A 25,902-nucleotide genomic window follows, 5' to 3' on the forward strand; every position below is an offset into this window, starting at 1 on the left:
GAGGCCGCCGCGGGCGTGTGATTTTGCGGGAATGTCGCGGCAAGCCGGTCGAGACCGGCATCCCGCCCCAGCCGTGTCCGGCCTCAGCCCTGCCGAGGCGAGATCGCCTTGTCGCCCTCGATCAGCGGTTTCATCCGGCTAAGTTCGCCGGCGATGAAGTCCATGAACAGCCTGACCCTGGGCGAATGCCTGAGGTCGGGATGGGTCAGGAGCCAGAGATCGGCGGCAAAGCCTGGATCGGGCGCCGCCAGCCGCGTCAGCCCCGGTCTGGTATCGGCGATGAAGCAGGGCACGAAGCCGATGCCGATGCCCGCCTCGACCGCCTCCGCCAGGCCCAGCACTGTGTTGACCTTGTAGACGATGCGCTCCGGCGCGACATGCTGGTTCAGATAGCGCACGGCCTTCAGTCCCGTGAACTGGTCACCGAGCGAAATCCAGTTGTGGGCCCACAGGCTCTCGATTGCGATATCGGCAGCTTCCGGGAAATCGGCGATGCGGCCATAGAGCGCCCAGGCGATGCGGGCGGCGCGGCGGCCGACCAGGGTCTCGGGCGGGTTGTCGGTCGCGCGGATCGCCACATCGGCGTCGCGCTTGGACAGGTTCAGCGACTGGTTGCCGAGCAGAATGTCGAGCCGGATATCGGGGCATTGCCCGAGAAAGGCAGCGAAGACCGGCGTCAGCAGATCGACCAGCAGCGTGTCGTTGGTGGTGACGCGCAATTCGCCGGCGGGCTTGATCTCCTGTCCGGCGAGCCGGCGCGCAAAGGCGGTGATGTCCTCGTCGACGCGCTCGGCGAGCGTCGTCATCTCGTCGCCGGCGGGCGTCGCGACATAGCCGCTGCGATGGCGCTCGAACAGCTTGAGGCCGAGTGCCTCCTCGATCTGCCCGAGCCGGCGGAACACCGTCGAATGGTTCAATCCGAGCACTGTGGCGGCGGCCGGTAGCGCGCGCGTATCCGCGATCGCCTTGATCAGTCGAAAGTCGTCCCAGGCCAAGGTCTTCGCGGTTGTGGTCTTCGCGGTCGTGTTCATGCACGCACTCTCCGCCATGGCTTCGCCGCCATCAAGGCGACGGGGCTAGAGGTTGTTATGGACTATGGGGACGATTTGATGAGGTCAAAACGACGGAGATGGGAGGAGCATTGCGCAGGCGATACCGTTGGTATCGGCAAGCGATGCGACGCTGCAGCTCCGTCGTTTTGACCTCACCCGCAGGGCGCGGCGCTTTTGCGCGACTGCGGCGTCGTTCTTCGTAGCAAACCGGAAGGTTTGCGTCCTCGAACTTCTGGCATTCGCGCAAAAGCGCCAGCGTCAAATCATCCCCATAGTCCATAACAACCTCTGGGATGACGGCGAAGGAGTGTGGGGTAGAAGCCTTGAACGCCGCTCAGGCCGAGGCGGTCGCGCCGTTCCAGCTCAGGCGGGCGGGCTTCAGGGCCAGCCCGCCATCGCCGATCAGGCCATGGGCCAGCGCGGCCAGCGCCAGGAAGGCGGGATATTCCCAGCCGCCATTGGGGGCGTTGAAGACCCAGCCATTGGGGGCATGGACCATCAGGGCGCCGAGCAGGACCGGCAGCAGCAGGATCGAGACATAGCGACCATAGAAGCCGGTGAGGATGGCGAGGCCGCCGAGAAGCTCGGCCAGAATGATCGGCCAGGCGAGGACGGCGGGCAGGCCGACCTGGCCGAGGAAGCCGGCGAAGCCTGCGGGAGTGAAGATCACGAGCTTGAGATAGGCGTGAGCGATGAACATCAGGCCGAGCGCGACGCGCAGGCCGAGAGCGCCATAGGGAGCGAAGCGGTTGTCGATCATGGGGGCAATCTCCGATGGGGCCGGGCTGGCCTCTGTCCGAAAGACTGATCTGACCGAGACGCAATGCAAATTGTGAGATACCAAGATCGACATTGCACCAACGCAATGTATGCGCTCTGGCGCTTTGAGCTCGCCCGACCAATCTTTGGAGGCAACGGAGCACCTGCTCCTTCAGCCCGGTTTGGGAGGAGTTGTCATCATGCAGATCAACGGCATCCACCACGTCACCGCGATTTCCGGTCCGGCGCGCCGCAATCTCGACTTCTATGGTCGGGTGCTCGGCCTGCGTCTGGTCAAGAAGACCGTCAATTTCGACGATCCCGGCACCTATCACCTCTATTACGGCGATGTCGCCGGGGCGCCCGGCACGATCCTGACATTCTTCCCCTGGGAGCATGCCGCGCCCGGCCGGCTCGGCGTCGGTGAGACGCAGGAGACGGTGTTTCGGGTTCCCGAAGGTGCGATCGGCTATTGGGCGCATCGCTTCATCGAACACGCTGTGCCCCATGATGTGCCGGTGAAGCGCTTCGGCGAGAGCGTGCTGGCGTTCCGCGATCCCGATGGGATGCGGCTGGCGCTGGTCGGTCTGCCGGGTATCGAGCGTGAGGCGGCCTGGGACGGCGGCGATGTTCCAGCCGAGAATGCGATCCGCGGTTTCCATAGCGTCAGCCTGCTGCTCGAAGACGCTGCGCCCACCGCTGCGATCCTGGGCGACGTGCTCGGGTTCAAGGAGATCGGGCGCGAGGACACGCTGATCCGCTACCGGGCGGAGGGCGCGGCCCTTCGTATTGCGGGACTTGGCACCATCGTCGATCTGCGGGTCGCAGGCGGCTTCCTGCCGGCCCGGCAGGGCGCAGGCTCGGTCCACCATGTCGCCTTCCGCGCCGCAGACGATGCAGCGCAGGAGGACATGGTGCGCCGTCTCGCGGAGAACCATGGCATCCGCGCCACCGAGCAGAGGGACCGGAACTATTTCCGCTCCGTCTACTTCCGCGAGCCCGGTCGCGTTCTCTTCGAGATCGCGACCGATGCGCCGGGCTTTGCCGTCGACGAGCCGGCGGCGACGCTCGGCCAGGCACTGAAGCTCCCTGCCGGGCTCGAGGCGCAGCGGGCGCGCATCGAGGCGCTGCTGCCGGAACTCGGCTGAGATCGCGCCGCCCTGCCTGGCTTTCGAGCCGGGCAGGGGCGTGCCAAGCCGCCCGAGCCATGTCGCCCAAGCCATGTCGCCTATGAACAGGAGAACCATGATGGACGCTGTCGCGACCACGGATTTCATTCACGTCTTCGAGCCGGGCGCTGAGGCATCGCGCCCGCCGCTGCTGCTGCTCCATGGCACAGGTGGCAATGAGCGCGACCTGCTGCCGCTCGGGCGCATGGTCGCGCCGGGTGTGAGCCTGCTCTCGCCGCGCGGCAAGGTTTTGGAAGGGGCGATGCCGCGCTTCTTCCGGCGCCTGGCGGAAGGCGTCTTCGACGAGGCCGACCTTACCGCGCGCACGCATGAGCTGGCGGATTTCGTCGCGGAATCCCGCAAGCGCTACGATCTGCCGGCGCCGGTCGCGCTCGGCTTCTCCAATGGCGCCAATATCGCCGCCAGCCTGTTGCTGCTGCGTCCGGAGGTTCTGGCCGGAGCTGCGCTGCTGCGCGCGATGTCGCCCTTCCGGCTGCCGCCCAAGGCCGATCTCGCCGGCAAGCGCGTTCTGATCCTGTCGGGTGCGCTCGATCCGATCATTCCAGCGCAGGATGCGGAGCGTCTGGCGCAAACCTTGTCCGCAGGCGGAGGGCTAGTCGACCACCGCATCCTGCCGACAGGCCATGGCCTGTCGCAAGGCGATGTCGGCCTGCTGCGTGGTTGGCTGGATCAGGCTTGAATCTCAAACCTAATCCAGGGTGGGTGCTTACGCCTCGGCTACGGCCTTGCGTTTGGTGGGCTTGGCCTTCACGACGGGAGGAGCGGGCGGCTCGGCCGCCTGCTTCGCCAGCCTGAGCGCGCGCAGCGTCTCGATCTTCTTGCGGGAGGCGGCTTCCTCGGCCGCGATCCGCCCGCTCGATTTCTGCTTCTCGCGCGGCGCTTCCTGAACGCTGTGCACGTCGTGCCAGGCGCGTGGTCCGCGATCTTCGCGTGGTCCGCGATCTTCCCCTGCCATTGTTTCTTCCCCTATGTCACGCCACGTCCGTCACAAGGCAGCCTACGCGTGAAATGGGGCGGATACGAGCCGGGATTATCCGCCTGTTCGGCCAAGGCGCTGGGCGATAAGGCACCGGGCGATAAGCCGCTGGGCGATCAATCGAGCAATGGCAGGATGATGATCGTGGCGAAGACGATCACGACAAGCGCCCGCAGCAGGATGGCGCTCTGGCTCGAGACCTGATTTTCCACCGAACGCGAGAAAGCATGCATGAGTACATCACCGGCAACGCGACAAAGCTGACGTTGGGGTAGAGCTGGGGCGATTGCAAGGAAGATTAGCCGGGCATGTGGATAACTTGCCGGCCGGGGGCGCCGGGCAAGCAGGTTTGCCACTGGGGGCCGCTGAAAGGGGGCCATAGCCGGTTGGCGCGCCTCGGGGCACGGGAGGCGGAATATGCATGATAGCGCCGGAAATCTGAGGTTGAAGGCTCGGCGTTTGTCTATTCCGCGAGCATTTGCTCAAGAGGTACTGTGAAATATGCATTTAGTTTAACCAATCACGCCGAGACGGCTGGCGCCGGCTGAGCAAGTTCGGTATGAGTGATTACCTCGCCTGTTCAAGCAGGCGCTAGGTGAAGCGTCCCATACTCAAGCAACCTTGGTGTCCGTTCAATGCAGTTGCGTGCTCGGTCTCAGTTGATTGGCATGGTTGTGGCCTTGTCTGCACTCACGGCGTCGCAGGCACAGGCCGGCTTGCTCGAAATGCTGTTCGGCGCTCCGGTTCCGCAGCGGCAAGAGATCGCGCCGCTGGAGATGACGATCCGGCCGACGAAGAAGCCGACATCGAAACCGAAGATCCCGCGTGTCTCGATGGACGACGACGGCGATTCCAAGCGGTTTCTGCAGGTCTCGATCGACCCCGTCAGCAATCCCGACTGGTACCTCACCGATCCGACCTTGCGCCGGGGCGATATCGTCGTCCTGTCGAACAAGGTGCTGGTCTACGCCGGCGGCAGGAGCATGCGGCGATTGGCGGATTTCGACGATCTGCAGGGAACGCGGCTGGTGTCGAGCCGGGATCGCGAACGCATCAAGCTCCTGACCGAATTCTCCGGCAGGGCGATGCCGAAATTCAAGATCGTGCCCGAGTTCGCCAGCACGCCAGCCTCCCTGAGCGCCCAGGCCGAGCGCAAGGTCAACGTCATTATGCCGTAGGGGACCGGCTGCGTTTAGTCGTTTCCCGGTGCCTTCTGAACCACTGCATCATTCCGGGACTACGCGAGGCGTAGCGCCCAGCCCCGATGAACACCGCGTCATCCGTCATGGTCGGGCTTGTCCCGACCATCCACGTCTTCGTTTGTCGAGGCCTGTGTTCAAGATGTGGATGCTCGCCACGAGGGCGAGCATGACGAACTGGAGCAGCTTCGTGTTCATGAGGCAGGCTCAGGTCTGTGGCGCGCCCCGGAATGACGGTGCGTTTCAGAGCTAGGATGAGCGAGCCGGAGTAGCACAAGCGCCTAGCGCAATCCTGCCGGTCTCTCTGTCGCTAAGCTCGGGGATTGCTCGCCGGGGAGGCGAACTGGCCGGCGGCGCGCAAGGCGGTGCCCGGTCGAGCCATCATCGACAATAAAGAAAAATGGTCGGAGCGAGAGGATTCGAACCTTATATGCGATGCGTTCGTTCAGTGTCCAATAGCTGGTCATTAGTGGCCGGATCGTCGAAGGCGGCCCGCTGCAAGGCCGGGCAGCCGAAAGACGGGTTCCGGCAAGCCACCGCCAGTAAGCACCGGGCGCAGTAGCGCCATCCGTCCTCAGTCAGAGAAATGCGACTGCGAAAGCCCATATTGCGTGGTGATGCCGTGCCAACGCATGGATGATGTCGGCGGCGGAGTGAAAGCGACGGATTTCGAGGGACGCATCGGCATCGGAGGGGACGGCCGCCGAGGCATCAGGACACTCCGTATTCCGCGATCCCAAAGGAATGGACAGGACTGCCTCCAAGCTAGACTGGAGCTCTTGGCGTTAGCAGGCCAAATACCGCGTGCCACCGAGGTGGCCGTCTAATCGCAGCTCAAAGATCAAGCCCTTTTTGCGCACCTAGAACCGGCTCGCCCAATCACCATGATCGTGCCGGTAGCGCCTCTTCCCGCGCGGAAGGCCTGTGCAGGCTCTGTTTTAGCCGGATGGCACTGACCGCTTCGGCGACAAAGGCGCGGATCAGCGGCAGCCGCTTCGAGCTTCGCGACCAGAGGATACCGACATCGCGTGTCGGTGCTCCGCTCGCCTTGATCCGGCGCACATTGGCGCCTTCTGGCCAGGGTGGTAGCCAGTCCGGGATGAGCGAAACGCCGAGGCCGCGGCTGACCAGGACCGTGATCGCCTCGAGCGAATCGAGTTCATATTGCTCGCGCGGCCGGATCTTCAGCTTGCGCAGGTGCAGATCGACGATGCGACCGCCCCAGTGGTTGCGATCATAGCGGATGAAGGGCTGGTGCTTCAGGATCGCGCGCGAGTCGGTCTCGGTAACGCTCAGCGGCGTGATGACCAGCAGCTCCTCCTGGCGCAACAGGAGCCAGTCCAGGGCCTTGGGGAGCGCGAAGTGAGGCTGCACCATGATTGCCGCGTCGAGCTCACCGTCGATGATGCAGGAATAGAGGTCGCCGGACATCCCCGGCAGGATGTAGAGTTCGATCCCGGGCCGGTTCTGCCGCAACTGCACGAGCAGGTCGGGGAGCAGGCCGGTCAGGGCGGAGTTGATCACGCCGACGCGTAGCAAGCCGGTTTCAAGGTCGGAAGCGGCGGCAGCCTTGATGTCGTCGGCAACAGCGAGCATGTGCTCGACCTCAGCGAGGATGGCAGCTCCAGCCGGTGTCGGCTGCATCGTATGGCCGGAACGCTGGATGAGCGGCCGTCCGATCTCGTCTTCCAACGCTTTGATCCGCTGGATGACCGCCGATGGCGTGATGTTGAGCCGCCTTGCCGCCTCGGAGAGCGAACCGGTCTGCACGACACTCAGGAAGGTTTGGAGAAAGCGCGTCTCCACTATCAGTTTCCCTGAATGTCGAAGGTAGGAAAACACATATTCCCTCGCACCGCGCCGGCGTCAATGATCATGTGCTGCAGTGCCGCGGGTGACGATTTCGTCGATTGGGCGTCGTGGCGCAGCTCCTCGATCAGGGTATAGCAATATGAGCGTTTTCGATCGCCCTTTCGATCCTAAGCAGGACACGGCGCTCGTGACCGGCGCCGGTAACGGCATTGGCCGCGCCATCGCGCAGGCCTTGGTCGCGGAAGGCGTACGCACCGTGTTCGCCGATCTGAGTGAGGATAAAGTCGAGGCTGCGATCGCGGGCTCGATCCGGCCGGAGCTCGCCGTGCCGTGGGTTGGTGACCTCGCCGTCCGCGAGGGCTGCGATGCGCTGCTCGCCCGTGCCCGCAGTACGCTCGGAACCGTCAGCCATTTCGTCCATAGCGCCGCGCCGCCGCGGCGCGAGACGGATCACGCGCTGGCTGTGTCGGATGATACCTGGGAATACATGCGCGCCGTGAACGTGGACGCAGGCTTTCACCTTGCCCGCGAGATCGCGCGCTCGTTGATCGCGGAGCGCAAGCCGGGCTCGTTCCTGCTGCTGACCTCGCTGCATGCCGCGACGCCGCGCAATCTGCCCCACTACAGTACGTCGAAGGCGGCGCTGGCCATGTTGGTCAAGGAACTTGCCAAGACGCTGGGCCGCTTCGGCATCAGGGTCAACGCACTGGTGCCGGGTGCAATCGCAGCTGGAGGATTCGTGGCCGATCCCTCGCTGACCCGGCATATTCCGCTTGGGCGGCTCGGACGCAGCGAGGATCTCGCGCCGATGGCGCTCGCAGTCCTGTCGAACCGCCTGTCCGCCTATGTCACCGGCTCGGCTTTCGTCGTCGATGGCGGCCTGTCGCTGACCAACTGGTTCGACCCGCCAGCGCTCGACGAGTTCTAGGCCGCCCAGGACATCATCAAGGAGGTCGCCATGGCCGACTCGCCACAGATCACCACCCGTTCCGACGGGCTGCTCGCCAACAGCGCCGGCAACTACGCCATTCTGCCGAGCGGCGTGGCCTATTGCTCCGGCATCCTTCCCGATCAGGGATATGAGGTGGTACGCGCGGAGCTCCAGAACTGGGTGCCGCTCGAGCAGGCCTATGATTTCATCGCAAGCCATCTGAAGAGTGTCGGCCGGCCGGTCCAGGCCTTCGGCGGGATCGAGCTGCGGGTGCCAGAACCGCTGACCTTCGACAACTGGTCGAGCTTCAACGTGCCCTACCTCGCGAAGCTGCACGAATGGGGCCTGCTCTTTGGCGACTATAGCTGCGTCTGCCGCTCGAACATCGCGCTGGATTTGCATCCGCCTGGGGCGACGGCGATGTGCGCCTTCAGCTACACGGTGCCCACAACCGCGAAGGCGGCCACCTTCCTGTTGTCCGGCCAGGCCGATATCGGGGCGGACGGCAAGATCATCGCCGAGGGCGATACAAGTCCCGCAGCGATGCAGCGGCGCACCCGCTTCACCATCGACACGGTCGGAGCGACGCTGGCAAAGCTCGGGCACTCGTGGAGCGAGACCACGCGCATCGCGCTCTTCCATGCGCACGAGATCCCTGAGCTGTGGGGGGCTGCCCTGCTCGGTGCACTCGGCGAGCCGATCCGCCGTGGCGTACTGGTCTATCGAGCGCGCCCCCCGATCGCCGGTGGCGAGGTCGAGCTTGAGGCGCGCGCGATCCGGCAGGAGCTCAGCCTGCCCAATCGCTAGGGGCGGTGAGAGCGGCGGGCTGCGCTGCGCTATGCCAAAGCTGATAGTTTTTCTATCTTTCGAAAGCACTGAAACCCGTATTCCCTTTCGCCCGAAAGGGCGCATGCTGTCAGCAAATGAGACATGTGGCGCCGAGCCGATCTGGCTGACGGTATGGCGCGCACGCTGATGGAGGGCGGTACGATGCACGGCGCCACTGCAACATTCCCAACCGCACCAGGGCTGGGCGTTCGGCTCGCGCGGCGCATGTCGGCGGTCCAGCCGTCTCCCACCATCGCGATCACGCAACTCGCCAACGAACTGCGACGCCAGGGCAAGGACGTGATCGGCCTTTCGCAGGGCGAGCCGGATTTCGACACGCCCGCCCACGTCAAGGAGGCGGCCAAGGCCGCGATTGACGCCGGGCAGACCAAATACACCGATGTCGACGGGACGCCCGAGCTGAAGCGCGCGATCGTCGCCAAATTCGAGCGCGAGAACGGCCTGCGCTACGAGCCGTCGCAAATCAGCGTCGGCACCGGCGGCAAGCAGGTCCTCTACAACGCGCTCTGCGCCACGCTAGACGAGGGCGACGAGGTCATCATCCCGGCGCCGTACTGGGTCTCCTATCCCGACATGGTCCGGCTTGCCGGCGGCAAGCCTGTCACGGTGGCTTGCGGCGAGGCCGACGGTTTCAAGCTGACCTCCGAGGCGCTGCGTTCGGCGATCACCCCACGCACGAAATGGCTGGTGCTGAATTCGCCGAGCAACCCGACCGGTTCTGGCTATTCCGCCGCCGAGCTGCGCGCGCTCGCCGACGTCCTGCTCGACCATCCGCAGGTGATGGTGCTCACCGACGATATGTACGAGCACCTCCGCTATGACGGCTGGGAATTCGCCACCATCGCCGCCGTCGAGCTGGCCCTGTTCGACCGCGTGCTGACCTGCAACGGCGTCTCGAAGGCCTATGCGATGACCGGCTGGCGCATCGGCTATGCCGGTGGTCCGACCAGGCTGATCAAGGCCATGGCGACGATCCAGTCGCAGAGCACGACCAATCCGAGCTCGGTGTCGCAGGCCGCCGCCGTCGCGGCCCTCAGCGGCCCGCTCGACTTCCTGGCCGAGCGCAATGCGGTGTTCCAGCAGCGGCGCGACCTTTGCCTCGCGGCCTTCAACGGTATCCCGGGCCTGAGCTGCCGCGCACCGGACGGTGCATTCTACCTGTTTCCGTCCTGCGCTGGCCTGATCGGCCGCATGCGACCGGATGGGCGAAAGATCGAGACGGATGTCGACTTTGCCACCTTCCTGCTCGAGGAGGCCAATGTCGCTGTCGTGCCAGGCTCGGCTTTCGGGCTCGCCCCGTTCTTTCGAATCTCCTTCGCCACGGCCACCGAGCGCCTGAGCTCCGCCTGCGAGCGCATCGCCGATGCCTGCAGCCGGCTCGGCTGAAGCTGATCGCAAATACAGGAGAAGACCGATGGATCTCGGCATCAAGGGGAAGACAGCGCTGGTGCTGGGCGCTGGCGGCGGACTCGGCGGCGCGATCGCGACGGCGCTGGCGCGGGAGGGCGTGCGTGTCGCGCTCGGCGACATCGACCCGGCGGCGCTCGAGCGCACGGCCACTGCGATCGAGGCTGAGGGTGGCACGGCCCTGACGCTGGCCTGGGATCTGGCCGATCTCTCAATCATTGAGGACCGTATCGCTACCATCGAGGCCGAACTCGGCCCTGTCGACATCCTCGTCAACAACACCGGCGGCCCGCCGCCGACCCCCGCCTCCGGCCAACCGAGCGAACTCTGGGCCAAGCATTTCCAGGCGATGGTGCTTTCGGTGATCGCGCTGACCGACCGGGTCCTGCCCAGCATGCGCGAGCGCAACTGGGGCCGGATCATCACTTCGACCTCCTCGGGCGTTGTGGCGCCCATCCCCAATCTCGGTATCTCGAACGCCTTGCGGCTGTCGCTTGTCGGCTGGTCGAAGACGCTGGCGCGGGAGGTCGGCGCCGACGGCGTCACCGCCAATATCGTGCTGCCCGGCCGGATCGCGACGTCGCGCATCAGCTTCCTCGATGAGCAGAAGGCCAAGCGCGAGAACCGCAGCGTCGAAGCCGTCGCTGCGGAGAGCACCGGCGCGATTGCGCTCGGCCGCTATGGCCGGCCGGAGGAGTATGGCGATGTCGTCGCTTTCCTGGCCAGCGAACGCGCCGCCTACCTGACCGGCAGCGTCATCCGCGTCGACGGCGGCCTAATCGCCAGCATCTGATCCTTCCTTCCCATCCTTCAGCAGCGAGAACTTCCGATGACCACCGATGCGAACATCGTCGAAATCCTGTCCAAGGTGACGACGGCAACCCTGACGACGATCCTGCTCAAGAAGGGCTTGCGCAATGTCTGGCTGCGCGGAACGAAGCCGCTGAAGCCAGGCCAGCCGCGCCTCGTCGGGCGTGCCTTCACCTTGCGCTTCGTGCCGGCCCGCGAGGATCTCGCCACGCCCGAATCCTGGTCTTCGCCGAGATCGACCCGCGCCGCGATCGAGGCGATGCCGGATGGCTGCATCGCCGTGGTCGACGCCATGGGCGTCACCGATGCAGGCATCTTCGGCGACATCCTCTGCGCGCGCATGGCCAAGAAGGGCGTGGCCGCGCTGATCACCGACGGCGTCGTGCGCGATGTCGCCGGCGTGCTCGGCACCGGCCTGCCGGTCTGGTGCCAGGGCGCAGCCGCGCCGCCGTCGGTCGCGGGGCTGACCTTCGTCAACTGGCAGGAGCCGATCGCCTGTGGCGGCGTCGCCGTCTATCCCGACGACATCATCGTTGTCGATGACGATGGCGCGGTCCTGATCCCCGCCGCTCTGATCGACGCCGTGCTCGAAGCCGCCCCCGAACAGGAGCGTCTGGAAGCCTGGATCATGCAGGAGATTGAGGCCGGCGCCGCTCTGCCGGGGCTCTATCCGCCCAACGCCGAGAACAAGGCCCGCTACGAGGCCAGCAAGGCCAAGAGCTGAGACGTCGCACGAGGGGTGGCGCCGGTCGCCGCCCGCCATGCTGCCTCAAGTCCGGATCACATAGTCCTTGCGGGTCGTTTCGATGACGTCCCAGGCCCCCTTGAAGCCGGCGCGCAAGACGAAGCTGTCGCCGGTCCGGACGATATGGGGTTCACCCCCGTCCTCGGTCACGACCGAGACGCCGGACAGGATGCGGCAATACTCCCAATGCGGGTTCTCGAAGCGCCACTTGCCAGGTGTCGCCTCCCAGATCCCGCAAGAGAGGCCCCCGTCGGCCTCGTCCCGTGTCCATGATCTGAAACGGGGAGCGCCGGAGACCACGCTGCCCTCATCGGGGCCGTACTCCTCCGGCTCGACGCCCTCGATGCCCAGTGCGAGGAATTTCGCCATGTCCTTATCCTTGTCGGTTCCATCAGGAAAAGCCGCTTTTCGTCGTCGGCGCCGTTGCGCTGTCCGTTATGGCTGGTTCCGGCCGGGCAGCATCGCCATGGCGATTTCAGCGACGCGGTCGAGCTCTTTGTGGTTGGCGCCATCGCGCGCCTGGAGCGACATGCCTTCCAGCATCGTGTTGAGCGCTGCCGCCAGGCCTTCCACATCCGTATCGGTGGGCAATTGTCCATCGGCAACGGCCCGCCTGACGCGGGTAAGAAAGCAGTCCCTGCCTTCCCTACGCAGAGTCCGAAGCGCATCGTTCACTTCCTGCCCCTCAGCCGAGACGTTTGTCGCGGCCAGGATGACGAGGCATCCGCAAGGCGCCTCCTGCGAGGTCAGGATTCCGGCGGCCTCTCGGAAGAAGCCAGCCATCGCCACGTACACGTCCGGCCCGTCCTCCATGCGTTGCCATGTGGCGTCCCAGTAGACGCGCTCGTAATGCTGGACGGCCTCCATGAACAACTGGGCCTTGTTGCCGAAGGCCGCATAGAGGCTGGGCGGATTGATCTCCATGGCCGCGCAGAGTTCGGCGATCGTCGCGGGCTCATAGCCCCGTCGCCAGAACACTCCCAAGGCACGGTTAAGCGCCGCGTCCCGGTCGAACGTGCGCGGTTTTCCTTTGCTCCGATGGGGCGTGATCGTCGTGTGTTGCGGCATTGGCGGTCCGTTTTGTCTCCCTGATCGGGCGCAAGGGGGGTTGACAGTCTGTAGTAACCGCTACAGATACTGCGCTCTGTAATGTTCACTACAAACATGGATTGCCGAAGCCGACATGGCAAGGCGTCCGGGTATGAGAGCCACAATGACCCATTTGTTCGATCTTCTGACACTGCGGGGTACGACCCTGCGCAACCGCGTCGCGGTCTCTCCCATGTGCCAGTACCAGGCGACCGACGGCTTCGCCGACGACTACCACGTCGTCCACTATGGCCGGTTCGCACTGGGCGGGTTCGGCCTCGTGATGGTCGAGGCCACTGGGGTCTCGCCCGAGGCCCGCATTACCCATGGCGATCTCGGCCTGTGGGACGACGCCCACATTCCCGGACTGTCGCGCATCGCAGCCTTTCTCAAGGCCAAGGGTGCGGTTCCCGGCATCCAGATCGGCCATGCCGGACCCAAGGCCTCGCTGCTGCGTCCCTGGCACGGCAACACGCCTGTTCTCGACACCCCGCTGATCGCGGGCGAGAAAAGGTGGCAGACCGTTTCCCCGACTGCACGCCCAGCGGCCGAAGGGTGGCCGACGCCAGTCGCACTGGATGACGACGGCATCGCCAAGGTGAAGCGTGACTTCGCCAACGCGGCCGAACGCGCCCTGCAGGCCGGCTTCGAGGTCCTGGAGCTTCATTGTGCACACGGCTTCCTGCTGAACGCCTTCCTGTCGCCCCTGACCAATAAGCGTAGGGACGCCTATGGCGGCAGCCTTGAAAACCGGATGCGTCTGCCACTCGAGATCGCCCGCGAGCTACGCGCGATCTGGCCGCAGAACCGTCCTCTTTTCGTCCGTATCTCGGCGGTGGACGGCAGCCGCGACGGCTGGACCGTTGAGGATTCCGTCGTCTTCTCCCGCGAACTGGCCAAGGCCGGCGTCGACGTGATCGACAACTCCTCGGGCGGGTTCGGGGTCTTCGACTATCCGAATGGCTATGGGTTCCAGACGCCCTTCGCCGCACGCGTGCGCCAGGGCGCGGACATCAAGACCATGGCGGTAGGCCTGATCGTCGATCCCCGCCAGGCCGAGGCGGTGATCGCCAACGGCCACGCCGACATCGTGGCCCTGGGCCATGCCGCGCTCAACGATCCGGGTTTCGCCTTCCGCGCCGAGCAGGCGCTTGGCGCTGCCAAACCCGAGGAGCCCTTCGCAGGTTGGCCCCCGCAACTGGGCTGGTGGCTCGATCACCGAGCCAAGCGCCTTGCTGCGCTTGGCCCCTGGGCTCCGGCGCAAACCGCCGCCTGAATCTTCTTACTCCACCACCGGCGCAGAGCCGGGGTCATCCCAGAAAAGGACATAAATCATGTCGAAACCTACCTATGTAGACGACTACGCCCTCATCACCGCTGCCCTGAACAAATACAATGACGGCGTGGCCCAAGCCTCCAGCGCCATCATGAAGCCCGCCTTCGCTGAGGTGGCCACCATGTTCGGCGTCGAGAACGGCAAGCTCTCGGGCGGCCCGATCTCGAGCCTCTTTGACGGCATCGACACCGCCTTCAAGGCTTCGCCCGAAGCTCGCGCCGTGATCGCCCGCGTCGACATCATCGGAACGGCCGCCAGCGCGCGCGTCGATACCAACGACGCCTCGGGCTTCTGCTTCACGGACTTCTTCCACCTGCTGAAAGTCGATGGCGACTGGACCATCGTCAGCAAGATCTACCACACCCACCAACGCCCTTAAGCCAAGTAAACTTAGAAACTGCCGGTGGCGGCCATAGTCCGTCACCGCAGTTGCGGCCAATTTCGGCCGTCCATTTCCGCCCTCCGGAGCCTGGTGCAGACGCAACCGAGCGCTGCGCTCCGCCGTGTCTACCTTGGAGCCTGCCATGGACGCCTTCACCGAGATGAACCGCCGCAGGATCATTGTGTCTGTCGGTGCACTGATGACCGGAGTCGCAACTGCATCATCGACAACTTCGGTCGGCCAACAACTTCCCCACCCGGGAGCATCCGAGAAAACAGCACACGAACGGAACCATGACATTGCCGATCCGACCTATGTCGACGAGTACAACGCCATCGTCGCGGTGCTGAGCCAGTACAACGACGGCGGCAAGAAGGCCGACAGCGCCGTGATGAAGCCGGCTTTCAGTGACAAGGCGACGATCTTCGGTATCGAGGACGGCAAGCTTGCCGGTGGCCCGATACAGGGATTGTTCGATACGATCGACAGCGCCTTCCGGCCATCGCCCGAGGCCAAAGCGGCCGTCGTCCGCATCGACATCGTCGGCACGGCCGCCAGCGCCCGCATCGATACCGACAACATCTCCGGCTACCGCTTCACCGACTTCTTCAACATGCTGAAGGTCGACGGCAAATGGACCGTGGTCAGTAAGATCTACCACACTCATCCAAACGCCTGAGCGAGCCCGAAGAAGCCGGCCCGGCATCGGGCTGAGAAAACCAAGGAGAGAGCCATGGCCAAGGTCTTCATCATCGGAGCGGCCGGTAAGGTTGCGCGTCGCCTATCCCGCCAATTGGCGCAGCGCGGCCACCACCCGGTCGCCCTGCATCGCAAGCCCGAACAGGCGAGCGAGCTCGCCGGGCTCGGCGCGACACCCGTCGCCGGTGACCTGACGAAGCTGATAGCGGACGAACTCGCGGGGTTGATGAAGGGCAATGACGTCGTCGTCTTCTCGGCCGGCGCCGGCGGCGTCGGCATGGACGTGACCAACGCGATCGATGGTCGCGGGCTGGAACTCGCGGTCGCGGCGGCGCAGATCGCCGGCATTACGAGGTTCCTGCTTGTTTCAGCGTTCCCCGACGCCTTGCGCGACGAGAAGCGCTCGGAGGGTTTCGAGAACTATATCCGCGTCAAGAGGCTCGCCGACGCGCATCTGGTCGCGACGGATCTCGATTGGGTGATCGTGCGGCCGGGAACGCTGTCCGATGGTCCCGGCACCGGCAAGGTCAGCGCCGATTTGGCTATTCCCTATGGCGATGTCCCCCGCGATGATGTCGCCGCAACGCTCGTCCAGATCATCGAGCAGCCGACGGTTAGTCGGATCATCATCGAGCTGACGGCCGGCGAGACCCCGATCGGCAAGGCGATCGAGCGGCTCGCGCGCCGATAAGGCAGATTGGATGGAAGGTGGACCGGCATGAGACTGCTCGTGGTGGGCGCAAGCGGCCTGGTTGGCAGCCATGTCTTGCGACTGGCGTTGGCCGATGACCGGATCGATCAGGTGATCGCCCCGGTTCGGCGTGCGTTGCCCGAGCATTCTAAGCTGCTCGCGCCGGTTGTCGATTTCGAGGTCTTGCCCGAAGAGGCGCTCTGGTGGACTGCGGATGCTGTCGTCTGCGCGCTCGGTACGACCTTGCGGGCGGCTGGTTCGCGCGAGGCTTTCTACCGCGTCGATCACGACTATCCGCTGGCCGCCGCCCGACTCGCCCGGGCGCGTGGCACGCCGACCTTACCTTCCCGGCCGCCGAAGCACGTCGGATCCTGACACGTCTGGAGTTCCACTACACCCCCAGGCACGCCAGTTGGCTCAACATGGTCGAGATCGAGATCGGCATCATGCGGCGCCAATGCATCGACCGCCGCATCGAAAGCCGCACCAAGCTCGAAACCGAGGTGCGGGCTTGGCAACGCCGCCGAACCGCAAGCGGCGAGCGAATCCGCTGGATGTTCTCTACAGATCAGGCCCGCCTGAAGATGGCTAAATCCTATCCAACACCCTCGCTCAACGAGTCATAATCACTGGGACGCGACACTAGCGCAATCCTGCCGGTCTCTCTGCCGCTAAGCTCGGGGATTGCTCGCCGGGGAGGCGAACTGGCCGGCCGCGCAAGGCGGTGCCCGGTCGAGCCATCATCGACAATAAAGAAAAATGGTCGGAGCGAGAGGATTCGAACCTCCGACCCCTTGTCCCCCAGACAAGTGCGCTAACCGGGCTGCGCTACGCTCCGACGGCTCGGCTTATAGTAGCGGGTTCTCGCGGATGCAATGCGCTTCGACACATTGTCGGTGACTCCGTGAAAGGAGCGTTCGAGCGCCCCGAAGCGGCACATGGCCGGCCGCGTGTCGTTAACCTTCGATTAAGGCTTCGGTTGCGGGCCGGGGCCTGTTTCCGCATCGTATCCGTGGGACGGGGGTCCCGCAGGCGGAGATGACCATGTCACTGGCGACTGCCATAGTGGAGCGGAGCAAGGTCTCCGTGCCGGCTCTTGCGAAGCCACTGGGCTCGATCGAGACCTTCTTCCGCGATCTCGCCCCGGACTGGCATTCGCAATGGGCCTGGGACCATTACGAATCGACGATTCTCGATCTCTCCAGCCAGTTCGGCCTGCGCCGGGTCTGCGAGATCGGCGGCGGGCGTGATCCGCTGTTCTCGACCGCCCAGGCGGCGCGCCACGGCATCGACCTCATCGTCAACGACATCGATGCGGGCGAGTTGGCGCTGACGCCGGCCGGTCTCAGGACGGCGCGATTCGACATCGCCGGCGATCTCTCCGAACCGGACGTCACGCGCGGCGGCTATGACCTCATGGTCTCGCGCATGGTCTTCGAGCATGTTGATGACGTCGAGCGCGCCTGGACCAACATCCATGACCTGCTGGCGCCGGGCGGCGTCGCGCTCGCCTTCTTCCCGACGCTGTGGGCGCCGGTCTTCGCGATCAACCACATCCTGCCCGAGAAGCTCTCACGCGCGATAGTGCATGCGCTCTATCCGGCGCGGCGTGATGGCGGCGGCGATCCGAAATTTCCGGCCTTCTACGACTGGTGCCGCGGCAGCAGGCGCCAGCTCGGGCCGATGCTGAATCGCGCCGGCTTCAGCGACGTCCATATCCAGCGCTTCTGGGGGCACGGCTATTTCGACCGCATGCCCGGGCTGAAGCAGGCCGACCATGTCTTCAACGCGCTGGCGGCGAAGACCGGCTGGGATTTCGTGACGACCTACGCCTATGTCGTGGTGCGCAAGGACCGGGTTTAGCCTCGCTACGCTCGCGCTACGCTCGTGCTCGGCGTCGGCAGCGCGGCCAGCCCCCAGATCAGCCCGAGCATCAGATAGACGTGACGCCAGTGGTCTGTGTCGATCTGCACGCCCTGCAGGATCGTGATGAACAGCACGGACCAGAGCACGATAGCGTGGTTCTGCCAGGGGGTGCGCTTGAAGACGAGCGCCCAGCCGACATGGCAAGTCGCGGCCATCAGGGCGAGCCAGGCGCAGCCACCGAGCCAGCCATAGGAGGCGAAGGCGTTGATGTAGACGTTGTGCGGGTCCTCCGGGAAGAACCAGCGGAAGCGCAGCGGCCCGAAGCCGTTGGGCTCGCCGAGCAGGAGCGGGATCGAACGCAGCTGGTTGCCGAAACGTCCGGTGACGCCCTGGTCATAGCTCTGGTCCAGGCTGGCGCGGACCTCGAAGACGCTGCGAATGTTCTCGAACGAGAGCGCGATCAGCAACGCCATCACCACCAGGACGAGCGCGGCCGCCGTCAAGAAGACGATGCGCATGCGCCGCGAAGCGCTGGGCGAGGTCAAGAAGGTCAAAAGCACCATCAGCAGGGCAGACGCCACGAGGTTGCCCCAGGCGCCGCGCGAAAATGTCAGAAACAGCGCCGCCAGCGGCAGGCTCATCACGACCAGGCCGCGCATCAGCCCGAGCCGGCCTATCAGGATATGCTGCAGGGCAAAGATGATCGGCACCACGAGGAAGGGGCCGAGCACGTTTGGGTCCTTGAACGTGCCCGAGGCGCGGCCATAAAGCGTGAAGGCGTCGCCCAGCCCTGCTATGTTGAAGTAGCCGAGAGTCCCCGCAAGCCCGGCGCACCAGGCGGCGAAGACGTAGCCGCGCCGCAGCGTCTCCAGCCGGGCGATGGTATCGTCGGCCATGATCGCGGCCAGGAAGATCGCGGTGATCATCAGATAAACCGAGACCGCCGTGAAGCGGACCGAGGCCGGCTCGTCCATCCAGGGAATGAGGGAGAAGGCGCCGCCGATATTGTAGAGCAACAGCAGGCACAAAAGCGGGACCAGCTTTTGCGAGAAGCGGATTCCGGTCAGTACGAAGACGAACACCGCCAGCAGGAAGATCAATTCGTAGGGCGATGGCTCGATCAGCGCGAATCCGCTCGACGCCGTCAGGAGCCAGAGCACGCCGCGCTTGATCGCGGCATAGGAGATCCTCAGGCCGCCGCGACGGCCGGCATCAGGCCCGTCCCTTTCCGCGAGCGCGCTCAATAGGCGTTCTCGTTCTTGGTCAGCAGCGAGAGCGGCGTCTTCACCAGGATGTAGAGGTCGAGCAGCACCGACCAGTTCTCGATGTAATAGAGATCGTGCTCGACGCGGCGCTGGATCTTGTCTTCGGTGTCGGTCTCGCCGCGCCAGCCATTGACCTGGGCCCAGCCGGTGATGCCGGGCTTGACCTTGTGGCGGGCGAAGTAGCCGTCGACGACCTGCTCATAGGCGCGGTTCGAGGCGGTGGCGTGGATCGCATGCGGGCGCGGCCCCACCAGCGAGAGATCGCCCTTCAGGACGACGTTGAGGAGCTGCGGCAACTCGTCGATCGAGGTCTTGCGGATGAAACGGCCGACGCGGGTGACGCGCGGATCGTCCTTGGTGACCTGCTTGGCGGCGGCAAAATCGCTCATCTCATGGTAGAGCGAGCGGAATTTGAGGACTTCGATCAACTCGTTGTTGAAGCCGTAGCGCTTCTGCTTGAACAGGATCGGCCCCTTCGAATCGAGCTTGATCGCGATTGCGGTCGCGAGCATCAGCGGCGCGAGCGCGATCAAGGCGAGCGTGCCGACGATCTTGTCGAAGACGAATTTGACGACGATGTCCCAGTCGGCGATCGGCCGGTCGAACACGTCGAGCACGGGCACGGCGCCGATATAGGAATAGGAGCGTGGCCGGAACCGGAGCTTGGACATATGCGCGGAGAGGCGGATGTCGATCGGCAGCACCCAGAGCTTGCGCAGCATGGTGAGCAGCCGCGCCTCGGCCGAGATCGGCAGGGTGAAGATCACCAGGTCGAGCTTGGTGCGGCGCGCGAACTCGACGAGATCGTCGATCGTGCCGAGCTTGGGGTAGCCGGCGACGAGATCAGGCGAACGGTCGTCATTGCGGTCGTCGAAGACGCCGCAGACGCGCAAGCCGGTGTCGCGCTGCGCTTCCAGCGCGTGGATCAAGGCCTCGCCCGCCTCGCCGCCGCCGACGATCGCCGTGCGCCGCTCCAGCCGGCCCGAGCGCGTGAGCTGGCGCACGCTCAGCGTCACGACCAGCCGCTCGCCGAGCAGCGCGGCAAGGCCGCCCGCATAGAACCCGACCAGCCAGATGCGTGAGACCTGGTCGCCGATCTTGAGGAAGAAGAAGGTTGCCAGCGCGATCATGAACAAGGTCGTCCAACCGGTCACCAGCCTGACCGCCATGGCGACGAAATTTCTGAGCGCGCCGACATGGTAGAGCTGCAGCGCCTGAAAGGAGGCGAGCGCTCCGATCGCCAGCGCCGGAATCGTGACCTGATAGGGCAGGGTGTTGTCGATATTCCCCGCCACATAGAGCCAGTAGACCAGCCCACCCACGCCGACGACGGCCAGCACGTCGAAGAGCCGGACGAAGCCCTCGATCATCACGGGTGAGAGCGTCGGCTTGACCGGCATCGCGGCGATGCGCTCGGCCAGCGGGTGGAAGGCGCGCGTCGCGCCGCTCTTGGACGGGCCGAACGCCTCGGATGTCGCAGCCGCGGCCGCGTCGACCTTGATCAGATCGCGAACATCGAAAGCGCCCATGACATGCCATCCCGATCCGGCCGGCAAGCCAAGGCTTCCGGTCTTCTTACCCTGCATCTAACGGAAAATGTTCACGGAAGGCTTAATCGGACCCGTCGTTCTTGCGGAGGATTCGCAAGGAAATTGGCGGGAAACGCCGCGTCGGTGAACTCCGTTCCGGCGGTTCTGAGCCTCGCAAAAACGCGAAATCGAAAAGGCTGATTTTCGCTTGGCCGATCAAGGTATTAATCCAGCTTCTTGGCTGTCGTTTTTGATGCGTTTTGCTGCATAAAAGTTGTTTCAAGTTGACAAAAAGCAACGTTGCGGGCATATCTGACTGCGATGAGTGTCTGAGAAGCACATTTCTGGGCGGGTTATGAAAATGGCTTTTGGCTGTTTTCGAGATGCCGCTGTGCTGCTTTCGCGGTGTTCCCGCTGAAGGCTTTCAATCCTGATGCCGTCTTTCAAAACTCGAACTTTTGCCTAGCTGCCTTGCGTCGCCCCCGCGACGTCCAGCGCCGGCTTCGCCCGTGTGCAACATGTCTTTTCATTGGTTGGTTCTGCTCGCGGCGATCGCCGTCGAGATCGTCGCGACGGCCGCGTTGAAGTCGGTCGTCTCGGCGCCGTTCATGGTCACCCTCCTGCCGCTCATCCTGATCGGCCTGTCCTTCACCCTGCTCAGCGTGGCGCTGCGCGTCATTCCGTTGGCCGTCGCCTATGCGGTCTGGGAGGGGCTCGGCATCGTCGGCATCGCGGCTGCCGGCCATCTGCTCTTCGGCGAGCATCTCACGCCGACGCGGATCGTGGCGCTTTGCGCCATCATCGCCGGCATCGTGCTGCTCGAGCGCGGCGTCGGCGGCGAGGCGGAGGAGCGTGAGGGGAGGCTGGCATGACCACGCCCCTTCTGCCGCAAGGCCTGGCCATCGCCTGGCTGGTGCTGGCGGTCCTGCTCGAAGTCTCCGGCACGTATCTGCTCAAGCTCTCCGACGGTATGAAACGCTGGCTCACCGGCGGCGTCGGCATCCTGCTCGTGGTCGGGGCCTTCGCTGCCTTGGCTCAGGCGATAAAGGGCATGGATCTGTCCGTCGCCTATGCCGTCTGGGGTGGGGCGGGGCTGGTGATCACCGCGATCGTCGGCATGCTCGCCTTTGGCCAGCGCATCCGGCCTTCAGGTTGGGCCGGGATCGCGCTCGTCATCGCCGGCGTCGTGGCGCTCAAGCTGCTGTGACGCGGGCGGCAATCGCGTCGCGATAGGCGGCGATCACGCCGTCGGTCATGGCGTCGAGGCGGAAATTCTGGCGGACATGCTCGGCGAGGTCGGCGGCTTGTGCCTGGCGCTCGGCGTCGGGTGTCGCCAGGATCGAACGAATGGCCTCCGTGAGGATCACGGGATCGTTGGTCTTGATCAACCGATGCCTGTGGCGCGGGCCGTAGATTTCGTTGATGCCGCCGACATCGGTCGAGATCAAGGGCTGGGCCGCAGCCGCCGCCTCCAGGATGACATAGGGCAGCGATTCCGCCCGCGACGGGATCACCATCACGCGGGCCTTCGAGAGCGCCCTGCGGATCGGTCCCGGCGGCTCGAAGACGCATTGTTCCGCGATGCCTCGATCGATCGTCATCTTGCGCAGCTCGGCCTCGTCTGGCCCCGAGCCGACGATCAGGATACGCGGCGTCAGCGCGTCCCGGCTCTTCAGCAAAGTGAGCGCGTCGATCAGCGTGTCGACGCCCTTGGCCGAGCGCAACTCGCCGAGATAGAGCAGGTCGAACGTCGCCTGGGAATGGTCGATCGGCTCGAACTCGGCCTCGGAGATGCCGTTCAGCACGATGCGGTGGTCGGTTCGCGGCATGTGCCCGACATAAGCCTCGAAGCGCCCGGCGATGAAGCGGCTCTCGAACAGGAACATGTCGGTCGCGCCTTCGAGCAAGCGCTCGACGGCCATGTAGATCTTATGCTCGGTCCCGCCAGGCTTGTAGTTGAAGCTGCCGCCATGGGGCGTATAGGCCGTGGCATAGCTCCGGCCCGGGCTGAACAGGGCGGGAATGCGCCCATACACCCCGCCCTTCGAGCCGTGGCAATGGACGATATCGGGCCTCAACGCCTTGCGGACCGAGACCTCGCTCATCTGCGCCTTCGCGTCGGTCAGGCTCGGATAGCGCGACATCGGCACGCGGGTCACGCCGAGCGAAAGCTGGGGCGAAAGCTCGCGGAAGACCTCGTCGGCGCGGGTGCCGCCCGTGGTGGCGTCGCAGAAGATGCCGACATGGTGGCCGCGCTCGACCTGGCCGCGAGCAAGATCGAGCACATGCCGGAACAGGCCGCCGAGCGGCGCGCGGAAGACATGGAGAATGCGCAGCGGCTGCGCCAGCGTGTTGTCCGTCATCGGAAGCGCCTCGGACGGATCAGAACCAGCGTTCCTTGATGACGATCGTATCGCCCGGCTGCACGGCGTAGGTGATCGGCACCGTCGCGGTCACCAATTGGCCGTCGACCTGTCGCGTCACCTCGGCCGAGGAGCGCTGACCGCGCGGCGTGAAGCCGCCGGCGATTGCGACCGCCGTCTGCACCGTCATGCCGTTGACGTAAGGAAATTGGCCGGAACTGGTGACTTCGCCCAGGACAAAGAACGGGCGGTAGGTGTCGACCTCGACCGAAACCTTGGGCTCACGCAGATAGCCGCGTCGCAGCCGGCCCTCGATCGCCTTTTCCAACTGCTGGGTGGTGTGCCCTTGCGCGTCGATCGTGTCGATCAGCGGCATCGAGATGCGGCCTGCGCCGTCGACTGCGTAGATGTTCGAGAGATTGTCCTGCCCGAAGACGATGATGCGCAGGCGGTCGCCGCTGGCCAGCCGATAGGGGCCGCTCGGCTGGGCGACGGCGTAATCGGCATCGACATAGCGCGGTGCGCAAGCGGTCGCGGTCATTGCGATAGCCAGAGCGAGAGGGGCGAGATGGCGACTCATCACGAGCGATACCCATGCGGAAACTGAAATCAGGACTAGGCCGATATGGTTAAGAAAGCCTGATGATGAACAAGGTTTGGCTGTCCGTTCCGGGCTTTAACTCGACACTAACCTTACTGGGCTTTGATGGTGGTCGCGTTCTCTCCGGAGCGCCGCGAAGTATCCGTGAAGGGAAGCGTCATGACAGCTCAGACCGAGAGCCAAGCGCGAACCGAGAGCTATGGACGTGATGCCGGCGAGGCGCGCGGCGACATGCTCGATCTGGCGGCGCTGTGGACGGCGATCAAGCGTCGCAAATTCTGGGTCATCGCTCCGACGGTGGCGGCGCTCGGCCTGTCCTTCGTTGCGGTCAATCTCGTCCCCGCACGCTACACCGGCGAGGCGCGCATCCTTCTGGAGAACCGCGACAGCTTCTATACGCGGCCGGGGCAGAGCGCCGGCGAAAGCTCGGGCCAGCAATTCGACAGCGAAGGCGTGCAGAGCCAGGTCCAGGTCATCATGTCGCGTGACTTGGCGCGTGAGGCGATCAAGCGCATCGGCCTCGTCGGCAATTCCGAGTTCGATGCGGGCGCAGGCGCGCTGAGCGCGCTGAAGAAGATCGGCGTGATGATCGGAATCGGCGGCCATCCGGCCGATCGTTCGCCGGAGGAGCGTGTCCTCGAGAAATATTATGACCGCTTGCTGGTCTATCCCGTCGGTCGCTCGCGCATCGTCTCGGTCGAGTTCACCTCGCGTGATCCCGAGCTCGCGGCCAAGGGCGCCAACACCATCGCCAGCACTTATCTGGAGACGCAGGAGGCGGCGAAGCAGGACACGGCGCGCAGCGCCTCCTCCTGGCTCTCGACCACGATCGATCCCTTGCGCAAGCGCCTCGCCGAGGCCGAGGCCAAGGTCGAGGAATACCGCTCGCGAAATGGCCTGCTGGTCGGCGCCAACAACACCACGATCACCTCCCAGCAGCTCACCGACCTCTCGGCTCAGCTTTCTGCCGCCCGCAGCCAGCAGGCCGAGGCGCAGGCCAAGGCCGGCCTGATCCGCGACGCGATCAAGCAGGGCCGCACCTTCGAAATCCCCGATGTCGCCAATAACGAACTGGTGCGCCGCCTGATCGAGCAGCGCGTCAACCTGCGTGCCCAGATCGCGCTCGAATCGCGCAACCTTCTCTCCGAGCATCCGCGGATCAAGGAGTTGAACGCTCAGCTCGCCGATCTCGAGGGCCAGCTCCGTGCTGCCTCGGAGCGCGCGGTGCGCACCCTGGAGAACGAGGCCAAGATCGCCGGCCAGCGTGTCGAGAGCTTCACCGCCGCCCTCGATGGCCAGAAGAAGAACGTCTCAAGCGCCAATGACAGCGAGGTGCAGTTGCGCGCCCTGGAGCGCGAGGCCCGCACGCTGCGCGACCAGCTCGAGCAGTATATGCAGCGCTACCGCGAGGCGATGGCGCGCGACACCCAGAACGCCGCCCCGGCCGATGCCCGCATCATCTCGCGCGCCGTCGAGCCGACCGAGCCGTCCTTCCCCAAGAAGATCCCGACCATGGTCGTGGCGACGCTGGCGACCTTCATGATCGCGCTGGCCGCAGTCGCCTCGCGCGAATTGCTCAACGGGCAGGCCGGTGCGCCGTCCGGCAAGCCGCAGCGCGCTCCGGGTTGGGTGGGCGGCGGCGCGACCGCTCGCACCGACCCGCGCCGCGAGCGCGTCGCGGGGCTGCTCACTCATACCGGCCGGCTCGGCCAGATCACGCTCGACCTTGAGCGACCGGAAGAGACGCTGGCCGATCTCGCCGAGCGGATCGACGAGCCGCCGCGCGGCATGGCTCCCATGGTCGTGGTGCTGGATGGCGGCGGCGACGGCGCGACGACGGCGCGCGACCTGGCCGAGCTTTTGTCCCAGCGCTGCCGCTGCATCATCATCGATCTTGTCGTCGACGAGGATCTCAGCCGGCCCGGCTTCTCGGAACTGCTCGCCGGCGAGGCATTGTTCTCCGATATCATCACGCGCGCCGAGGGCTCGCGGCTGCACCGCATCGGACCCGGCCATGCCGGCCGTGACGCGGTTCTGGCGGCGCCCGACCTTGTCGAGGTCGCGCTGGATGCGCTCTGCGAGACCTATGACTGGGTGCTGGTGGCGGCAGCCTCAAGCGACGACAGCGCCGTTCTGGCGCCGATCGCCGGGCGCGCCCAGGGCGGGCTCGTCATGGCCGGCCAGGTCGGCAACGGCCACGCGGTCGAGGCGGCCTATCGCCTCTCGGATCTGACGAAGGCGCCGGTCGCGCTCGTGCTCGATGCGCCCGTGAACTTCGCCGGCGCGATGGCGATGACGCGCCAGCACGACGAGGAGCCGGCCTGAGGTTTACGCATCTCGGATCAGGGATC

Annotated in this window: 27 protein-coding genes, 1 tRNA gene and 1 pseudogene; 18 read left to right on the forward strand and 11 right to left on the reverse strand. The window is 65.1% G+C overall.

The features are described 5' to 3' along the window. Positions 1–83: 83 nt before the first annotated feature. On the reverse strand, positions 84–1,031 hold the full coding sequence (locus tag BHK69_RS17030) for a LysR family transcriptional regulator (protein WP_069691136.1): 948 nt from the start codon (positions 1,029–1,031) through the stop codon (positions 84–86). A gap of 355 nt (positions 1,032–1,386) precedes the next feature. Further along, the gene (locus BHK69_RS17035; RefSeq protein ID WP_069691137.1) at positions 1,387–1,812 is read right to left on the reverse strand and encodes a DoxX family protein; all 426 of its coding nucleotides are present in this window, start codon (positions 1,810–1,812) and stop codon (positions 1,387–1,389) included. A gap of 199 nt (positions 1,813–2,011) precedes the next feature. On the opposite strand from BHK69_RS17035, the gene BHK69_RS17040 reads away from it, so the two are divergent. After that, complete coding sequence (locus tag BHK69_RS17040; RefSeq protein WP_069691138.1) at positions 2,012–2,959, forward strand: ring-cleaving dioxygenase; 948 nt, start codon at positions 2,012–2,014, stop codon at positions 2,957–2,959. Between the two features lie 100 nt (positions 2,960–3,059). Continuing rightward, on the forward strand, positions 3,060–3,680 hold the full coding sequence (locus tag BHK69_RS17045; RefSeq protein WP_148663464.1) for an alpha/beta hydrolase: 621 nt from the start codon (positions 3,060–3,062) through the stop codon (positions 3,678–3,680). Between the two features lie 27 nt (positions 3,681–3,707). Here BHK69_RS17045 and BHK69_RS17050 read toward each other — a convergent pair whose 3' ends face one another. Further along, positions 3,708–3,956, reverse strand: coding sequence for a hypothetical protein (locus tag BHK69_RS17050; protein WP_069691140.1), 249 nt, complete (start codon positions 3,954–3,956; stop codon positions 3,708–3,710). A 701-nt stretch (positions 3,957–4,657) separates the two neighbouring features. Here BHK69_RS17050 and BHK69_RS17055 point away from each other — a divergent pair. Then, complete coding sequence (locus BHK69_RS17055) at positions 4,658–5,155, forward strand: hypothetical protein (protein ID WP_148663465.1); 498 nt, start codon at positions 4,658–4,660, stop codon at positions 5,153–5,155. Between the two features lie 900 nt (positions 5,156–6,055). Here BHK69_RS17055 and BHK69_RS17060 read toward each other — a convergent pair. After that, positions 6,056–6,982: a LysR family transcriptional regulator gene (locus BHK69_RS17060; RefSeq protein WP_069691142.1), complete on the reverse strand. Its 927-nt coding sequence runs from the start codon at positions 6,980–6,982 to the stop codon at positions 6,056–6,058. A gap of 145 nt (positions 6,983–7,127) precedes the next feature. Between BHK69_RS17060 and BHK69_RS17065 the strand changes: the two genes are divergently transcribed. The 5 genes from BHK69_RS17065 to BHK69_RS17085 all read left to right on the forward strand — a co-directional run bounded on the left by BHK69_RS17065 (position 7,128) and on the right by BHK69_RS17085 (position 11,709). Continuing rightward, positions 7,128–7,916 (forward strand): SDR family NAD(P)-dependent oxidoreductase, encoded by a 789-nt coding sequence (locus BHK69_RS17065; RefSeq protein ID WP_069691143.1) that lies wholly within the window; start codon positions 7,128–7,130, stop codon positions 7,914–7,916. A 30-nt stretch (positions 7,917–7,946) separates the two neighbouring features. Then, positions 7,947–8,726: a 2-amino-5-chloromuconate deaminase CnbZ gene (gene cnbZ / locus BHK69_RS17070; RefSeq protein WP_069691144.1), complete on the forward strand. Its 780-nt coding sequence runs from the start codon at positions 7,947–7,949 to the stop codon at positions 8,724–8,726. 183 nt (positions 8,727–8,909) lie between these two features. Next, on the forward strand, positions 8,910–10,154 hold the full coding sequence (locus BHK69_RS17075) for a pyridoxal phosphate-dependent aminotransferase (protein WP_083269863.1): 1,245 nt from the start codon (positions 8,910–8,912) through the stop codon (positions 10,152–10,154). Between the two features lie 28 nt (positions 10,155–10,182). Further along, positions 10,183–10,968: an SDR family oxidoreductase gene (locus BHK69_RS17080; RefSeq protein ID WP_069691145.1), complete on the forward strand. Its 786-nt coding sequence runs from the start codon at positions 10,183–10,185 to the stop codon at positions 10,966–10,968. Between the two features lie 36 nt (positions 10,969–11,004). Next, entirely contained in the window at positions 11,005–11,709 is a 705-nt protein-coding gene (locus tag BHK69_RS17085) for a ribonuclease activity regulator RraA (RefSeq protein ID WP_069691146.1), read from the forward strand. A 45-nt stretch (positions 11,710–11,754) separates the two neighbouring features. Here BHK69_RS17085 and BHK69_RS17090 read toward each other — a convergent pair whose 3' ends face one another. Next, positions 11,755–12,099 (reverse strand): cupin domain-containing protein, encoded by a 345-nt coding sequence (locus BHK69_RS17090; protein WP_069691147.1) that lies wholly within the window; start codon positions 12,097–12,099, stop codon positions 11,755–11,757. A 66-nt stretch (positions 12,100–12,165) separates the two neighbouring features. Beyond that, on the reverse strand, positions 12,166–12,798 hold the full coding sequence (locus tag BHK69_RS17095) for a TetR/AcrR family transcriptional regulator (RefSeq protein WP_069691148.1): 633 nt from the start codon (positions 12,796–12,798) through the stop codon (positions 12,166–12,168). 145 nt (positions 12,799–12,943) lie between these two features. On the opposite strand from BHK69_RS17095, the gene BHK69_RS17100 reads away from it, so the two are divergent. From BHK69_RS17100 to BHK69_RS17125, 6 genes and pseudogenes are all read left to right on the forward strand, one after another. After that, complete coding sequence (locus BHK69_RS17100; RefSeq protein WP_069691149.1) at positions 12,944–14,095, forward strand: NADH:flavin oxidoreductase/NADH oxidase; 1,152 nt, start codon at positions 12,944–12,946, stop codon at positions 14,093–14,095. Positions 14,096–14,153: 58 nt separating this feature from the next. Beyond that, on the forward strand, positions 14,154–14,534 hold the full coding sequence (locus BHK69_RS17105; RefSeq protein ID WP_069691150.1) for a nuclear transport factor 2 family protein: 381 nt from the start codon (positions 14,154–14,156) through the stop codon (positions 14,532–14,534). A 145-nt stretch (positions 14,535–14,679) separates the two neighbouring features. Next, entirely contained in the window at positions 14,680–15,216 is a 537-nt protein-coding gene (locus BHK69_RS17110; protein WP_199578918.1) for a nuclear transport factor 2 family protein, read from the forward strand. A 54-nt stretch (positions 15,217–15,270) separates the two neighbouring features. Further along, a complete protein-coding gene (locus BHK69_RS17115) occupies positions 15,271–15,927 on the forward strand; it encodes an SDR family oxidoreductase (protein ID WP_069691151.1) in 657 nt (218 codons plus the stop codon). Positions 15,928–15,954: 27 nt separating this feature from the next. Continuing rightward, positions 15,955–16,302, forward strand: a complete 348-nt coding sequence (locus BHK69_RS33160) for an NAD-dependent epimerase/dehydratase family protein (protein WP_244548578.1) — start codon at positions 15,955–15,957, stop codon at positions 16,300–16,302. Continuing rightward, positions 16,245–16,553: pseudogene (locus tag BHK69_RS17125) on the forward strand (transposase); the annotation flags it as partial. The gene BHK69_RS33160 and the pseudogene BHK69_RS17125, both read left to right, overlap by 58 nt. 134 nt (positions 16,554–16,687) lie before the next feature. Here BHK69_RS17125 and BHK69_RS17130 read toward each other — a convergent pair. Next, positions 16,688–16,765: transfer RNA gene (locus BHK69_RS17130), tRNA-Pro, on the reverse strand. Between the two features lie 206 nt (positions 16,766–16,971). On the opposite strand from BHK69_RS17130, the gene BHK69_RS17135 reads away from it, so the two are divergent. Beyond that, positions 16,972–17,790 (forward strand): class I SAM-dependent methyltransferase, encoded by an 819-nt coding sequence (locus BHK69_RS17135; RefSeq protein WP_069691153.1) that lies wholly within the window; start codon positions 16,972–16,974, stop codon positions 17,788–17,790. A gap of 5 nt (positions 17,791–17,795) precedes the next feature. Here BHK69_RS17135 and BHK69_RS17140 read toward each other — a convergent pair whose 3' ends face one another. Together BHK69_RS17140 and BHK69_RS17145 are read right to left on the reverse strand one after the other, a co-directional pair. Beyond that, on the reverse strand, positions 17,796–19,037 hold the full coding sequence (locus BHK69_RS17140; RefSeq protein WP_083269500.1) for an O-antigen ligase family protein: 1,242 nt from the start codon (positions 19,035–19,037) through the stop codon (positions 17,796–17,798). Beyond that, complete coding sequence (locus tag BHK69_RS17145; RefSeq protein ID WP_069691154.1) at positions 19,034–20,587, reverse strand: undecaprenyl-phosphate glucose phosphotransferase; 1,554 nt, start codon at positions 20,585–20,587, stop codon at positions 19,034–19,036. Before BHK69_RS17145 ends, BHK69_RS17140 begins: the two co-directional genes overlap by 4 nt. Positions 20,588–21,105: 518 nt before the next feature. Between BHK69_RS17145 and BHK69_RS17150 the strand changes: the two genes are divergently transcribed. Then, on the forward strand, positions 21,106–21,459 hold the full coding sequence (locus tag BHK69_RS17150; protein ID WP_069691155.1) for a DMT family transporter: 354 nt from the start codon (positions 21,106–21,108) through the stop codon (positions 21,457–21,459). Further along, entirely contained in the window at positions 21,456–21,794 is a 339-nt protein-coding gene (gene mdtI / locus BHK69_RS17155) for a multidrug/spermidine efflux SMR transporter subunit MdtI (protein WP_069691156.1), read from the forward strand. Before BHK69_RS17150 ends, mdtI begins: the two co-directional genes overlap by 4 nt. On the opposite strand, the gene BHK69_RS17160 is transcribed toward mdtI, so the two are convergent. Together BHK69_RS17160 and BHK69_RS17165 are read right to left on the reverse strand one after the other, a co-directional pair. Continuing rightward, entirely contained in the window at positions 21,781–22,950 is a 1,170-nt protein-coding gene (locus tag BHK69_RS17160; RefSeq protein ID WP_069691157.1) for a glycosyltransferase, read from the reverse strand. The two genes, mdtI and BHK69_RS17160, sit on opposite strands and share 14 nt — an antisense overlap. Before the next feature lie 19 nt (positions 22,951–22,969). Beyond that, positions 22,970–23,530, reverse strand: a complete 561-nt coding sequence (locus BHK69_RS17165; protein ID WP_069691158.1) for a polysaccharide biosynthesis/export family protein — start codon at positions 23,528–23,530, stop codon at positions 22,970–22,972. Between the two features lie 180 nt (positions 23,531–23,710). Between BHK69_RS17165 and BHK69_RS17170 the strand changes: the two genes are divergently transcribed. Beyond that, positions 23,711–25,876 carry a GumC family protein gene (locus tag BHK69_RS17170; RefSeq protein WP_069691159.1) on the forward strand — a complete coding sequence of 722 codons (2,166 nt, stop codon included), beginning with the start codon at positions 23,711–23,713 and terminating at the stop codon, positions 25,874–25,876. Positions 25,877–25,902 lie beyond the last annotated feature (26 nt).

The organism is Bosea vaviloviae (assembly GCF_001741865.1).
GTDB classification, from domain to species: Bacteria; Pseudomonadota; Alphaproteobacteria; order Rhizobiales; family Beijerinckiaceae; genus Allobosea; species Allobosea vaviloviae.